The sequence below is a fragment of the Pseudomonas sp. B21-059 genome (assembly GCF_026016285.1).
GTDB classification, from domain to species: domain Bacteria; phylum Pseudomonadota; class Gammaproteobacteria; order Pseudomonadales; family Pseudomonadaceae; genus Aquipseudomonas; species Aquipseudomonas danubii.
This window is the reverse complement of the sequence record NZ_CP087201.1, coordinates 4,304,194-4,317,843: the sequence shown is the minus strand read 5'-3', so window position 1 is coordinate 4,317,843 and position 13,650 is coordinate 4,304,194. Positions and strand designations below refer to the sequence as shown.

The 13,650-nt window shown below is 65.9% G+C and carries 13 protein-coding genes and 1 pseudogene; 4 read left to right on the top strand and 10 right to left on the bottom strand.

Translation table 11 applies throughout. The features are described 5' to 3' along the window. Positions 1-54: 54 nt before the first annotated feature. Together LOY69_RS18995 and LOY69_RS18990 are read right to left on the bottom strand one after the other, a co-directional pair. A complete protein-coding gene (locus LOY69_RS18995) occupies positions 55-1,083 on the bottom strand; it encodes a hypothetical protein (RefSeq protein ID WP_265073417.1) in 1,029 nt (342 codons plus the stop codon). 104 nt (positions 1,084-1,187) lie between these two features. After that, positions 1,188-2,186 (bottom strand): bile acid:sodium symporter family protein, encoded by a 999-nt coding sequence (locus LOY69_RS18990; protein WP_265073416.1) that lies wholly within the window; start codon positions 2,184-2,186, stop codon positions 1,188-1,190. A gap of 85 nt (positions 2,187-2,271) precedes the next feature. On the opposite strand from LOY69_RS18990, the gene LOY69_RS18985 reads away from it, so the two are divergent. After that, entirely contained in the window at positions 2,272-3,069 is a 798-nt protein-coding gene (locus LOY69_RS18985; protein ID WP_102881738.1) for an AraC family transcriptional regulator, read from the top strand. 189 nt (positions 3,070-3,258) lie between these two features. Here the strand turns inward: LOY69_RS18985 and LOY69_RS18980 are convergent, their stop codons facing one another. The 4 genes from LOY69_RS18980 to LOY69_RS18965 are packed head-to-tail and all read right to left on the bottom strand — an operon-like array spanning position 3,259 to position 7,860. Next, on the bottom strand, positions 3,259-3,711 hold the full coding sequence (locus tag LOY69_RS18980) for a response regulator (RefSeq protein ID WP_102881737.1): 453 nt from the start codon (positions 3,709-3,711) through the stop codon (positions 3,259-3,261). Beyond that, on the bottom strand, positions 3,708-6,035 hold the full coding sequence (locus tag LOY69_RS18975) for an ATP-binding protein (protein WP_253164723.1): 2,328 nt from the start codon (positions 6,033-6,035) through the stop codon (positions 3,708-3,710). Before LOY69_RS18975 ends, LOY69_RS18980 begins: the two co-directional genes overlap by 4 nt. Next, positions 6,032-6,700, bottom strand: a complete 669-nt coding sequence (locus tag LOY69_RS18970) for a response regulator (RefSeq protein ID WP_102881735.1) — start codon at positions 6,698-6,700, stop codon at positions 6,032-6,034. The genes LOY69_RS18975 and LOY69_RS18970 overlap by 4 nt, the downstream gene beginning before the upstream one ends. Then, on the bottom strand, positions 6,697-7,860 hold the full coding sequence (locus LOY69_RS18965) for a sensor histidine kinase (protein ID WP_123394560.1): 1,164 nt from the start codon (positions 7,858-7,860) through the stop codon (positions 6,697-6,699). Before LOY69_RS18965 ends, LOY69_RS18970 begins: the two co-directional genes overlap by 4 nt. A 172-nt stretch (positions 7,861-8,032) precedes the next feature. On the opposite strand from LOY69_RS18965, the gene LOY69_RS18960 reads away from it, so the two are divergent. Beyond that, on the top strand, positions 8,033-8,551 hold the full coding sequence (locus LOY69_RS18960; RefSeq protein WP_047305201.1) for an SgcJ/EcaC family oxidoreductase: 519 nt from the start codon (positions 8,033-8,035) through the stop codon (positions 8,549-8,551). A gap of 56 nt (positions 8,552-8,607) precedes the next feature. Here the strand turns inward: LOY69_RS18960 and LOY69_RS18955 are convergent, their stop codons facing one another. Beyond that, positions 8,608-9,609, bottom strand: a complete 1,002-nt coding sequence (locus LOY69_RS18955; RefSeq protein WP_102881732.1) for an AraC family transcriptional regulator — start codon at positions 9,607-9,609, stop codon at positions 8,608-8,610. A 248-nt stretch (positions 9,610-9,857) separates the two neighbouring features. On the opposite strand from LOY69_RS18955, the gene LOY69_RS18950 reads away from it, so the two are divergent. Next, positions 9,858-10,631 carry an EAL domain-containing protein gene (locus LOY69_RS18950; RefSeq protein WP_102881731.1) on the top strand — a complete coding sequence of 258 codons (774 nt, stop codon included), beginning with the start codon at positions 9,858-9,860 and terminating at the stop codon, positions 10,629-10,631. 42 nt (positions 10,632-10,673) lie between these two features. Here LOY69_RS18950 and LOY69_RS18945 read toward each other — a convergent pair whose 3' ends face one another. The 3 genes and pseudogenes from LOY69_RS18945 to LOY69_RS18935 all read right to left on the bottom strand — a co-directional run bounded on the left by LOY69_RS18945 (position 10,674) and on the right by LOY69_RS18935 (position 12,042). Continuing rightward, a complete protein-coding gene (locus LOY69_RS18945) occupies positions 10,674-11,063 on the bottom strand; it encodes a YceK/YidQ family lipoprotein (protein WP_249735689.1) in 390 nt (129 codons plus the stop codon). A 63-nt stretch (positions 11,064-11,126) separates the two neighbouring features. Then, positions 11,127-11,447, bottom strand: a complete 321-nt coding sequence (locus tag LOY69_RS18940) for a YceK/YidQ family lipoprotein (protein WP_265073415.1) — start codon at positions 11,445-11,447, stop codon at positions 11,127-11,129. 57 nt (positions 11,448-11,504) lie between these two features. Next, a pseudogene (locus LOY69_RS18935) lies at positions 11,505-12,042 on the bottom strand (DinB family protein). 247 nt (positions 12,043-12,289) lie between these two features. Here LOY69_RS18935 and LOY69_RS18930 point away from each other — a divergent pair. Next, positions 12,290-13,564: a cystathionine gamma-synthase family protein gene (locus LOY69_RS18930; protein WP_265073414.1), complete on the top strand. Its 1,275-nt coding sequence runs from the start codon at positions 12,290-12,292 to the stop codon at positions 13,562-13,564. Positions 13,565-13,650 lie beyond the last annotated feature (86 nt).

The window sequence follows — 13,650 nt, the reverse complement described above, 5'->3', positions numbered from 1 at the left end:
GGGTTATCGTTGACGTCCTCGGCGAGCAAGCGCGCTCCTACGACAGGGCGGCGGTTAGAACGGGCCGCAGGGTTCAGGGATGCCCAGTTGCTGTTGTCGGGCTTCGAGCTGTTTGTCCACGGCGCGTTTGCCACTGAGCAGCTTGAGGTGCTGGACGCTGGGCGGTAGCTGGCTGTCGATCAGTGTCAGCAGATCCATCTGTGGGGCCTTGATGATGCGCAGGTCGGCGATGTTCGAGGTGTTCAGGCCGCTGAGTTCCTTCAAGGCCTTGAGATTGGCCAAGCGCAGCCTGCGCAGATGCGCAGTGTCGCCCAGCGCCAGCCGGCTCAATTGCGCCTGATCCTCGATCTGCAGCACTTGCAGCTGTGGAAACCCGTCCAGGTCCAGGCGGTTGAGGCCACGGACCCGCAGGATATCCAGTTCCTTAACGTACGGGTTGCGCAGTTCCGGCATGCCCTCGCGGCTGCCGAAGCTCACCGACAGGCTGTGCAGGCCGGACATACGGGCCACCATGCCCAGGGGCGTCTTGGCCGGCATGCGGTGCAAGTTCAGGGTGGCGATGTTCGGGCACTGGCTCAGGACGTCCAGGTTGTGGCTTTGCACACTGATGGATAGCTGGTGCAGGTCGGGCATCTGGTCGATGGGCGCGAGGTCGATGGCGGGGCCCTTGTCCAGGGAGAGCCGCAGTTGTTGCAGGTGCTTGAGGTTGGGCAGGGCCAGCAGCCCGGGCAGGTCGGCGCTGATCACCTGCAGGGCAAACTCCCGAAGCAGGGGCAGGCGACCGATGGCCTTGTAGTGATCCAGGGTGTCGAGGCAGTCCAGGCTCAGGGACTGCACATGGGGCAGGACCAGCAACACCCGGGCATCAAACGCACTGCCCGGGTAATGGCTATAGAAACGCACGGTGAGGCGTTCACCGAAACGGGCGCAGAGCGTGTCGAGCTGACTCAGCAGTTCGCCGTCGTACTGTTCGGCCTTGGCGAACTGGACGATGACCTGGGCCTGGTCATCGGCCTCCAGGCGGGCGCTAACCTGCAGTTCCAGGTCGGCCTGGCTGGGGGCTTGAATTCGATGGGGAAACATCAGCGGTCCTTGATGATTTTCGCCGCGGCATCATGCCATTGCGCACGCTTCATCACCATCTGCGCGCAGGCCCGGCCAGTTGCCGGGCCGCCTTGCAGGAAAGGTTACGGGTCGACCTGGCCCATCAGCTCGGCCACCGATTCCGGACGCTTGGCGTAGCGCTGGGCCAGCACCGCGCAGACCATCAGCTGGATCTGGTGGAACAGCATCAAGGGCAGAATCAGCACGCCCATGGTGCTGCCGGCGAACAGCACCTGGGCCATGGGCACGCCGGTGGCCAGGCTCTTTTTCGAACCGCAGAAGAGGATGGTGATGCGGTCTTCCTGGTCGAAGCCGAACAGCTTGCCGAGAAAGCTCGAGGCCAGCAGCACCAGGGCCAGGAGGATGCAGCAGGCCACCAGCAGCCCGCCCAGTTCCCACAGCGGGATCTGCTGCCAGATGCCTTCGTTCACCGCCTCGCTGAAGGCGCCGTAGACCACCAGCAGGATCGAGCCCTGGTCGACGAAACGCAGCCAGTTCTTGTTGCGCCCGACCCAGGCGCCGATCCAGCGTCGGGCAATTTGCCCGGCGATAAAGGGCAGCAGCAACTGCACGCTGATCTTGAGGATCGCATCCAGGGTCGAGCCGCCTTCACCGTGCACGTTCAGCAGCAGGGTCACCAAGAGCGGGGTGAGGAAGATCCCGAACAGGCTGGACGCCGCAGCGCTGCAGATGGCCGCCGGGATATTGCCCCGGGCCAGGGAGGTGAAGGCGATGGCCGATTGCACCGTGGCCGGCAGGGCGCACAGATACAGCATGCCCAGGTACAGGTCGTTGCCCACCAGCGGCGACAGCAGCGGCTTGAGCGCCAGCCCCAGCAGCGGGAAGAGCACGAAGGTCAGGCTGAACACCAGCAGATGCAGGCGCCAGTGGCCGGCTCCGGCGATGATCGCCTCGCGCGACAGCTTGGCGCCGTGGAGGAAGAACAGCAGGCCGATGGCGATATTGGTCAGCCAGCCGAAGCCGACCGCCACCTGGCCGCTGGCGGGCAGGAAGCTGGCCAGCAGCACCACGCCGATCAGGGTCAGGGTGAAGTTGTCGGGCAAAAGACGCGAGCGAGTCATAGCGGGATCATCCGGGGGTTGCCAAGTGCGGTGGGGCGACTCTAACGTGGCTGGAATTTACCGACTAACGCCAAGGAGCCCATTAATGCCGCCTAAAGGACATGAGAAAATCGTCCGCCGCAGTATTCCCGGGCTGCCGAGTCTGCCGCGACCGGTGTACGGGCGCACTGAATCCTTGCCCAACCGCGCCTTGACCCGGCGCCACAGCCACCCCTGGGTGCAGTTGTCCTACGCGATTGCCGGGGTGCTGGAGATCCAGACCAGCGCCGGGCGTTTTATCGCTCCGCCGCAGCGCGCAGTATGGATTCCCGCCGGGGTGCCGCACCGGGTGTTCAGCTCGCCGCGCACCGAGATGCGCAGCCTGTACCTCGATTGCAGCGTTACCACCTGGGCGGCGCCAGACAGCTGCCAGGTGCTGGCGGTCAGCAGCCTGCTGCGGGAGCTGATCCGCGCCTTCAGCGAATTGCCGGTGGAGTATGTCGAGGACAGCGCCGACGGGCGCCTGGCCCAGGTGCTGCTGGACCAGCTGGCCGCCGCGCCGCAACTGGACCTGATGCTGCCGCTGCCCCTGGACCCGCGCTTGCGGGCGATCTACCGCAGCTTGCAGGCGCACCCGGAGCAGCCGACCACCCTGGGGCAATGGAGCCAGAAGCTCGGGGTCACGGAGAAGACCCTCAGCCGCCTGTTTCTCAAGGACACCGGGCTGACCTTCCGTGCCTGGCGCCAGCGTCTGCGCCTGCTCGGCGCGCTGACCCCGCTGGAGCAGGGCGAGCGGGTTACCGATGTTGCGCTGGCCTGTGGCTATGACTCGACCTCGGCGTTTATCGCCGCGTTTCGCCAGCAGTTCGATGCCACCCCCGGCGAGTTCTTCCGCGACCTCTGAAACCCCGCGATTCCTGTAGCCGCTGCCGCAGGCTGCGAACGGTCGCGAAGCGGCCGCTGCGTTACATCAGCAAGCCGGTTTGGGTCTGCTGCGCAGCCCATCGCAGCCTGCGGCAGCGGCTACAGGGTGCGACGATGCGGCAGGTGCGGCAGTACGGCAAGGTACCGCATGGTGCGGCGGCGCGGCAGGTCAGGCCCTGGATGGGCGCAGCAGTTCGATGCGCTCCGGCGGCACCAGGGTGCGCAGGGTCTTGTACAGGGCCCGGGTTTCCAGCAGGTTCCAGATCCGCAGCAGGGTTTCCAGGGCGTCCAGCGGCTTGCTGATGAAGTCCCGGGCGCCCAGGGCCAAGGCCCGCAGGCGGGTGTCGCGGGTGGCGTCGGCGGTGAGCACCAGAATGGGCAGGTAGTCGTTGGCCGGAATTCGCCGGTTCAGTTGCTCCAACACCGCAAAGCCGTCGAACTCGGGCATGTGCAGATCGAGAATCACCAGGTCCGGCTCGAAGCTGTTGAACAGTTCCAGGGTGCGCAGCGGCTGGGTGCTGCTCAGGACGTTGTGCAACCCTTCACGGGCCAGCAGTTGTTCCATCAGGTCGAGGTTGGGACGTTGGTCGTCGACAATCAGGATGCGCATATCGGCAGTCATACGGGCTCCGCTAGGCAGGCTTGGAGGTGGGCAAGGAACGCCGGTACATGGATCGGCTTGGTGAGGATCGCCGTCGCCCCGGCTTCTCGCAGGGTGCGCTGGGTCAGCTCGCTGGCGTCGGCAGTAATCATCAGGATCGGTGTGGTGGCGGTGATGGCGGAGGCTCGCAGGCGTTGCAGCACTTCCAGGCCCTGCAGGTCCGGCAGGTTGACGTCCAGCAGGATCATCTGCGGTGCGTGCTGGCGGGCCAGATCCAGGCCCATCTGCCCCTGCATGCTCGACAGCAACTGAATCCCCGGCCGGCGCTGCAGCAGGGTTTCGATCAGCGCCAGGCTTTGCAGGTTGTCTTCGATGCAGAGGATCTTGCCCTGGTGCCGGGCCGGCGCCTGGGGCGTCGGCAGGCTCAGTGCCGGAGCGGCAAAAGGCGTTGCGGCGGGGGCATCGGGCAGGCGCACGAAGGGCAGCTCCAGGCTGAAGCGACAGCCGCTGCCCAGGGTGCTCTGCACGCTGAGGTCGCCGTCCATCATTTCCAGCAGGCTCTTGCTCAGGGCCAGGCCCAGGCCGGTGCCTTCGACCTTGGGGTCGGCATCCAGGCGTTCGAACGGCTTGAACAGGCGCTCCAGATGATCAGGGGCAATGCCGCCGCCGGTGTCGATGACGCTGATACGCAGGCGCGCTCCGTTGATCGCCACCTCGATGCTCACCTGGCCGGCGCTGCGGTTGTACTTGATGGCATTGGACAGCAGGTTGAGCAGCACCTGGATCAGCCGCTGGCGGTCGGCGATCACCCCGCTGTCCACCGGCAGTTCCGGCAGCGGTGCCAGGTGAATGCCGGCGTCGGCGGCCATCGGCGACACCAGGGTCAGGGCTTCATGCAGCACCGCCGCCAGGGGCATGGGCTCGACGTTCAGCGGCAGGCGCCCGGCTTCAATGCGAGCGATGTCCAGCACCTCGTTGATCAGCGCCAGCAGGTGCTGGCCGGCCCGCAGGATATGCCCGACCTGGGGCCGCTGGCCGGCGCTGGAATCCATGTCCAGCAGTTGCGCGAAGCCGAGGATGGCATTGAGCGGGGTGCGCAGTTCGTGGCTCATGCGCGAGAGGAACTCGCTCTTGGCACGGCTGGCGCTTTCGGCTTCTTCGCGGGCGGTGCCCAGGGCGATTTCCGCGGCGCGGCGGTCGGTGATGTCCCGGGTGATCTTGGAAAACCCCCGCAGGGCGCCGCTGGCGTCGTATTGCGCAGTGATCACCACGCTGGCCCAGAAGCGGCTGCCGTCCTTGCGGCAGCGCCAGCCTTCTTCCATGTAGTGGCCGTGGGCGGTGGCTTCGCGCAGGGCCATGTCCGGGTGCTGCGGGCATTCTTCCGGCAGGTAGAACAGGGAGAAATGGCGGCCGATGATTTCCTGGTCGCGGTAGCCCTTGATCCGTTCGGCACCGAAGTTCCAGGTGGTGACCATGCCGGCGGTGTCCAGGGCAAAGATCCCGTAGTCCTTGACCCCGTCGATGATCAGGCGCAGGCGTTCTTCGTTGTCGCGCAGGGCGCGCTCGCGCTCGGCCAGCAGTTGCCCGGCTTCCACCAGGCGCGTGCCCAGCTGGCCGATTTCATCCAGCTCCGGGGCTTGCGGTAGCAGCGGCTGACCCAGGGCCAGGCGCTGGGCGTTGCCCTGGACCTGCTGCACCCGAGTGACGATGCCCCGGGACAGCAGCAGCACCGCAACGATGGCGCCAAACAGCCCGCAACCGGCGGCCAGCAGGGTGGCGAACAGCAGGCGCATGCGGGTTGCCGCCGCGGCCGCGGTGCGTTCGGCCAGCAGCGCGTCCTCGTGGATGCGCATGGCGCTGATCTGTTCACGCAGCACGTCCAGCACCTGCTTGTTGTCGATGAGGATCGCGGTCACCGTGGCGCTGTCGTCGCGGCTGCCGTTGCGCAGGGCCACCAGGCCTTCGAGCTTGGTCTGGATCAACGGGGTGATGGTGTGCAGGTACTCGCGCATGCGCGTGTCGCGCACGTTGCGGTCCAGGCGTTGCAAGGCGGCTTCAATCTGCGGGCGGGCCTGGAGGTAGGCGGGCAGGAAGTCCTCGCTGCGGGTCAGCAGGTAACCGCGCACGCTGGCCGCGGCCTCGGCCAGCAGGGTGTGCACGGTCTGGATGTCGCCCTGCACCAGCAGCACCCGGCGTACGTCTTCTTCGGCGCGGGCGGTCTGGCGTTCGGCGCTGTAGATCAGCACCAGCGACAGCAGCAGGATCACCAGCGGTAGGGAGATCACCACCAGCGCCTTGCCCCGCAGCGGCAGGTCGGCCCAGCGCCGGGCGCTGCGCAGGTTCATGGCCACTGCCCGCTGGGCTGGGTCACCAGCCCCAGGGCAATGCCGCGCACCGCCGCCTGGGTGCGGTCGGAGGCGCCGAGCTTGCCGATCACCCGCTCGACGTGGGCCTTGGCGGTGCCGGTGGTGATGCCGAGCTTTTCGCCGATCTCGCGGTTGCTGAAGCCGCCGGCCACCAGCCCCAGCACCTGGCGCTCGCGGGCGGTCAGGGCCTGGACCTGAGGCGCCTGGCCGTTGCCGCGTTCGGTCATGCGCCGCAGCAGGCGCGCGCTGACCGCGCTGTTGAGGGCTTCCTCGCCCTGGGCCACCCGTTGCAGGGCGCCGATCACTTCGTCGCGGCTGGCGTCCTTGAGCAGGTAGCCCACGGCGCCGGCGGTCATGGCCGCTTCCAGGTGATCGGGGCTGTCGTCCATGGTGAAGATCACCACCTTGACCTCGGGCTGGCGCTGCTGCAGAAGGCGCGCGGCCCCCAGGCCATTGAGCCGCGGCATGCGGATGTCGAGGATGGCGATGTCCGGGCGCAGTTGTTCGCACAGGGCCAGGGCTTCTTCACCGTCCCTGGCCTGGCCCACCACTTCGAACTCCGGATTGCCCGCCAGCAGGGCGACGAAACCGGTGCGGGTCACTTCATGATCGTCCGCCAGGACCAGGCGTATCAGCGTACTCATAGCGCTGGCTCCAAAGGCTGGACGGGAACCCGGGCCAGTAGCCGGGTGCCATTGCCGGGCCGGCTGTCGCAGCTGAAGTAGCCGCCCAGCAGATGGGCGCGTTCGTGCATGGCGACCTGACCCAACTGTTCGGCCACCGGGGCCGGCGAGCTGATGAAGCCGCAACCGTCGTCGCTGACCCCGAGCAGCGCCTGGCCGTCCTCCAGGGCCAGGCTCAGGTGCACCTGCGAGGCCCGGGCGTGTTTGAGAATATTGTTGATGGCTTCCTGGGCGATGCGGAACAGGGCGATTTCCACCGCGTCGGGCAGGCGCTGCGGCGCGCGCTGTCCCCAGTACACCAGCAGACCGGCGTCGCGCAGGCGGTCGGCCTCGCGGTCGATGGCCCGCAGCAGGCCGAAGTCGTCGAGCACGTGAGGGCGCAAGCCGCCGATCAGCTGCCGGCCCTCGCCGACGCAGCCCTGGGCCAGTTGCAGGATGGTCTGCAGGTCCTGCTGCAGCTCGGCGGACAACGGCGGACAGCGCCCGGCGAAGCCCTGCAGGCGCTGATGGAGTCCGGCCAGGGTTTGCGCCAGGCCGTCGTGCAGGTCATAGGCGACCCGCTTGCGTTCGTCTTCCTGGGCGCTGAACAGACGCTGCACCAGTTCCGACATGCTGCGCTCCCGGGCTTGCAGGTCGCGCAGCAGGCGCTGGTTTTCCAGGTGCGCGGCCAGCAGGGTGGCCAGCAGTTGCAGGGATTCCAGGTCTTCGCTGTCCGGGGGGCTGATGGGCACGCTGTTGGCCAGCAGCAGGGCGCCGAAGGCCCGGCCGTCGGCGCGGTGCAAGAGCACGCGCAGCACGGCGCTGTCCGGGGTCGGCGGCGGCTCCGGCCACTGCGGGTGATCGGCCAGGGCGCGCAGGCCTTGCAGGCGTTCTTCATGGCCCTGGGCGGCGCGGGTGTGGATCACACCGTCTTCGGCCCATTCCAGCAGCAGCCCGTGGTCCATGGCGGCAAAGGCACAGGCCCGTTGCACCACCCGCTGGCGCATCTGCTCGGGGGGCAGTTGCAGCAGCTCCTGGCCGGTGTCCACCAGCAGCCGCAGGCGCGCGGCGCGGCTCTGGGACTGTCGATACTGGCTGCGCAGGGCCAGGGCGCTGGCGGGGTCGAAGGATGGGGTGGACATGGCGGGGCTCCAGTGTGGCGGCGCTGCTGTTGAACAAAAGCGGGCATTAGACCCGCTGCTGCACGTCACGCCTATCTGCCAAATGGCATAGGCCAAAAGCTCCAGTTGGCCGATGGCGCGGGGGACGGCGATGGGCAAAGTGTGGCTCATTGAAACCCACTGGAGAAATCGTATGAAACTGAAAACCACTGCCCTGGCCCTGTTTTTTGCCTTCACCGCTCCATTGGCGGTGGCCGCCGAGGTCAAGCCCTATGTCTATAGCGCCGTTGCCGAGCAGCCGCAAGCGGCCCAGGACCGTGAGATCGCCGGCCTGTTCGACCGCTGGAACAGCGCCCTGCAGACCGGCAATCCGCAGTCGGTGGTGAGCCTGTATGCGCCGAACGCGGTGTTGCAGCCGACCGTGTCGAACCAGGTGCGCAGCACTCACGCACAGATCCAGGACTACTTCGAGCACTTCCTGGCGTCCAAGCCGGTGGGGCAGATCAACTACCGTGAAATCCGTCACCTGGGCCCCGATGCCGCCCTGGACAGCGGCGTCTACACCTTCACCCTGACCGATGCGTCGGGCAAGGCCGAGAAGGTCCAGGCGCGCTACACCTTCCTGTACGAGCGTATCGATGGCCAGTGGAAGATCCTCAACCATCACTCCTCGGCCATGCCGGAAGTCCAGCCGCAGCTGGCCGCTCACTGATCCACCTTGCGTTCCCTTCACGCCGAGCTTTCGCTCGGCGTTGTCGTTCCCGCAGCTCACTGCTCGCGGTAGCGCCCCGGGGTCATGCCGAACCAGCGCAGGCAGGCCTTGTGAAAGCTGCTCTGGTCGCGAAAGCCCAATAGCGCGCCGATGTACTTGACGCTGCGCATGGAGTTGCGCAGGAAGCTGTGGGCCAGCATCAAGCGGGCTTCGTCCAGCAAGGCGGAGAAATGCACGTCTTCGTGTCCCAGGCGGCGTTGCAGGCTGCGGGTGCTGACCCCGACGATCTGGGCAATGTTCGGCAGGTCGCTCGGCGCGCCCTGGGCCAGGCGTTCGGACAGCGCTCGGCGGACCCGGGCGGTCATCGAACCGTTGTGCAGCAGGTTGAGGCGATTGCGCGCGTACTCCAGGTGCAGCACATCCAGGGCCGGGTCGGCGGTGGGCAGGGCAATGGCGCAATCCTGGCTGCTGAAGGACAGGCTGTTGTAGGGCGCGCAAAACTGCAGGTTGTCTCCCAGCAGTTGGCGCAGTGACCCGGTGTCCAGCGGCTCCTCGTAGGTGAAGGTGGCCGCCAGGGGCCGCAGTTTGTGCTGCGGCAACAGCCAGTGCAGCAGGCCCAGGGTCTGGGCCGCGCCGGCGTCGATAAAGGCCCGGGGCATCATCGAGGGTTCGCTGGCCACGTCGAAGCCGATCAGGGTCAGCATCTGCGGTTTGCGTTCCAGGCACATGCAGAAGCCGTTGCTGATCAGCGCGTGGTAATCCACCAGGCGTTGCAGCGCGATGCCCAGGGTGGCGCAGGACATCACCGCATAGCCCAATGCCTCCAGGTTGGCCGGATGGGCCTTGCTGTAGGCCAGCAGGCCCAGGTCCGGCTTGCCGGTGCGGCGCACGGCTTCCTGTATCACCTGATAGACCAGTTCCAGCCTCACGCCCTTGGGGTTTTCATACACATCCCGCAGGCTGCTGCCCAATTGCTTGAGCAAGGTTTCGACGTGGGCGCCGCCCTCATTCATGACATCGGCAAGCACCCGAAAGCTGGCGCTGGTCATTCTATGCATAGGTCTTCCTGGACTGATGGCTAAGTGATATCGGAGAGGCCATTGGCATGATTGCAATAAACACGGGGCCACAGACGATTCGGCAGTGCCGCGCGTTTCCGAGGACAAGCGAAAGGTATCCAGGAACACTTCCTCAAGGCCTGTGCCAGGGTCGATCATGCTCGGCCAGGGCCCTTGGGAAGGGTGACGGCCAGCGCGTCGCATCCGGTTCGCCGCGAGGGTGCCGTTGTCTTGCCCGGGGAGTTGTCATGCAAAGCGTCAGAGACTTTTATCGTGAACTGGCCCAGGGCCGCCTGATGCTGGCGTTCCAACCGGTGGTGTGGCTGCCCGACAGCAGCCGGGTGCTGTACCACGAAGGCTTGCTGCGCCACATCGATGCCCAGGGCGGCGAAGTCTATCCTCTGGCGCTGCTGGAAAAACACCAACTGATGCGCGAGCTCGATCACAGCGTGGTGCGCTGCGTGATCGAGGCGCTGCACCGTGATGAACGCCTGCGCCTGGGCTGCAACATTTCCGCCCAGAGCGCGATCATCGACGGCTTCTGGTTGCCGATTCTGCAGGTGCTGCGCGACTCACCTTCAGTGGCTGCGCGACTGGTGATCGAGATCACCGAAAGCGCCACGCCGCCGAGCATCGAGGCGGCCAGCGAATTCGTCCTGTGCCTGCGCGAAATGGGCTGCCGGGTGGCCATCGACGATTTCGGCGCGGGCCTGGGCACCCTGGAGTTCATTCGCCAGACCCGGCCGGACATCGTCAAGATCGACAAGGGCTACATCCAGCGTGCCCGTGGCGAACTCAACAGCGCCCAGACCCTCAGCCACCTGGTGCAGCTGTGCAAGACCCTGGCGCCGTGCGTGATCATCGAAGGGGTGGAGACGGGCAGCGACCAGAACCTGGCCACCGCCTGTGGTGGCGAGTGGGGGCAGGGCTATCTGTTCGGTCGCCCGCAGGTGGATCGGCTGGGGCGGCGCTGCTGCCTGGAGCAGCGCAGGGCAGCGCTGTGCGCGTCGGATCAGGCGTAGCCCGGTTGCGCCAAGGCACGGCGCATGCCCGCCTGAAGGGGGTCAATCAGCCTGCGGGGTGATGGGCGGGGTGTGGGCCGTTGGGTCTTGCACCTCGGCACTGATGGGCAATGCCGGCAGCTCTTCCTCGGGAATCTCCTTCTTCTTCACGTGCCTGTTGCGCTTGGGCCGCTCCGGCTGGAACGCGTCGTAGGGCAGCAGCACGGTGTCGAGCGCCGCATCCAGGGGCAGGCTGGCCACCAGCAGGATCGGGCACACCACCGTCACCCAGCAGCCGCCGGTGATCATGCGTGCGTAGCCCATGTCATAGCCGGTGAGCACTTGGGCGTTGGTCTTGACGCTGCGGTAGTAGCGGTCGTCGCGAAAGTCCAGGGCATTGCCGCGAGTCATGTAGGTGCCGCAGCCGGACAGCAGCAGGGTGTTGAGCAACAACAGGTAATGGAGGATTCGGATGATCGGGCTTCCACGCAGGGGCGAAACAGGGTCGGGCGCGAATCAGTGACTCATCGCGTCATAGGGCAGCAGCGCGGTGTCGGCCACGGCATCCACCGGCAGGCTGACGATGGCCACCACCGGGCAGACGATGCTGACCCAGCAGAAGACCGTGGCGTAGCCGTCGTAGCCACTGGAGCCACGCATGGTCAGCAGCTCGATATTGGCCTGGGTGCCTTTGTAGTAGTCGTAGCCGCTATGGGCGTTGGGCGTGCGGGCGATCAGGGTGCCGCAGCCCGTCAGGGACAGCAGGGACAACAGAAGTACAGCGTTGAGGGCTTTGATGATGCCATTCCTTAGCGAGCAGATTTTTGCCGCGCGCATCGTCGCAGAAGCCAGGGGCACACGCTAGATAGGCTCGAACAAATAATCGGCGCCCGATCAGAGCGCTGATGGAATCAACAGCAGCAGATCGGTATCGCCGATATCCACGCCGGCTTGGGTCAGCAGGGTGCTGGCCTGGCCCCGGTGATGGGTCTGATGATTGAAAAAATGCACCAGCAGGGCATACACATTGCGCTCGGCGACCACGCCCCGGGTGTTGGTGTAATGCAGGCTGCTGTCCAGGTCGGCGTCGCTCAGGGACTGGCTGAAGTCGAGGATCAACTGGTCCAGCCATTGGCGCTGCTGCCAGAGCCCGTCGAGGTTTGGGAACAGCAGGGTCTTGAGGTCCTGGGGCAGGGCCACCTGCTGCAGCGGGGCCAGCGCCGGATGCTGCGTCGGGTGTTGGGCAAAGCGCTTGAGCCAGATGGTGTCACCGGCCAGCAGGTGATTGAGGGTGCCGAGGATCGAGCCGAAAAAACGCCTGGCGGTCCAGGACGATCTGTCCCTCGGGCAGGCTCATGGCGGCGTTGTACAGCTTGGCGTTCATCCATTGGTTGTAGCGGGCCATCAGGCCCAGGTGCTCGGTGCGGTTCATGGCCGTTCCTGGTGGTGGTGTGGGGCGCTCGATCAGGCGGTCGTCAGCTTCGCAAGGTGCATGGCCGGCGCGCAAGGGCGGCTTGAAAATCTCCGTGCGATGGGTGTTTTTCCGGCCGACGAGGCATTAAAAAAAACGCCCCTTTGGCCCCGATAACATCGTTTCTCGGGGCTTGGGCTTTTCTCTATATTGGCCACCAGATCCAGCGCGGCAAGAGGCCGCGCGCCCTCTATGGTGAGCCGTTGCAATGAATAAAAAACCTGAACGCACAGGGCTGGAAAATCCCGGGACCGCCACTCGCGTGGTCTGGGGCGGGGAGCAGATCCGTCATCCCTACAACGCCACGCAAACGCCGATTGTTGCCAGCGCCGCCTATGGCTACGACGACATCGACCAATGGTACGACGTGGCCCTGGGCAAGGCCCCGGGCTTTATCTACAGCCGCATGAGCAACCCCACGGTGGAAACCCTGGAAGCCAAGCTGCGGGACCTGGAAAACGCCGAGTCGGCGGTGGCCTTCAGCAGCGGCATGGCAGCCATCAGCGGCGTGCTCTACAGCTTCCTGCGCCACGGCCAGCGGGTGGTGTCGACCAAGGACAGCTACGGCGGCACCAACAAGATTTTCGAAGAGTTCCTGCCGCGCATGGGCGTGGCCGTGACCCTCTGCGAAACCTTCGACCAGCAGCAGATCGAAGCCGAGATCGCCCAGGGTTGCGACCTGCTGTACCTGGAGACCCCGACTAACCCGACCCTGAAGATCGTCGACATCCAGCGTCTGGTGAGTGCGGCGAAGAAGGTCGGCGCCCTGGTGGTAGCGGACAACACCTTTGCCACGCCGCTGAATCAGAACCCCCTGGCCCTGGGCGTGGACGTGGTGATCCACAGCGCCACCAAGTTCCTCAGCGGTCACGGCGACGTGCTCGGTGGCGTGGCCTGCGGCAGCGAAGCGCTGATGAGCCAGGTGCGCCATTACCGGGAAATCAACGGCGCCAGCCTCGATCCGTTCTCGGCCTACCTGATCATCCGCGGGATCAAGACCCTGGCCCTGCGCATGCGTCAGCAACAGCACAGCGCGGCGCAACTGGCGCAGTTCCTGCTCAACGAGCCGCTGGTGGAAGCGGTGAATTACCCAGGGTTGCCCAGCCACCCGAACCACGCTGTGGCCTGTGCGCAGATGCGCGGTTTCGGCGCCATCGTCAGTTTTGTCCTGGTGGGCGGCATGGACAGCGTCAAGCAACTGTTGCCACGCCTGCGCTACGCCCACTGCGCCGGCAACCTGGGGGCGGTGGAAACCATCTACGGCCCGGCGCGCACCACCAGCCATGTGGAGAACACCCTGGAAGAGCGCCAGGCCCTGGGCATTTCCGAAGGCCTGGTGCGGATCTCGGTGGGCATCGAAGATACCGATGACCTGCTGGCCGACCTGCAACAGGCTTTTGCCTGGCTGCGCCAATCCCTCAAGCACAACCCGGCGTCCGACGCCGTCCCTTCCCTGAATGCCCGGGCCGAGGTCGCCCACTGAAAGAGCGCGCAACACCCCCACAGCAAGGCAGCCCGTGGGGGCTTCATGAAGAGGAATAACAATAAAAACCTGGTGGCATCCGATTT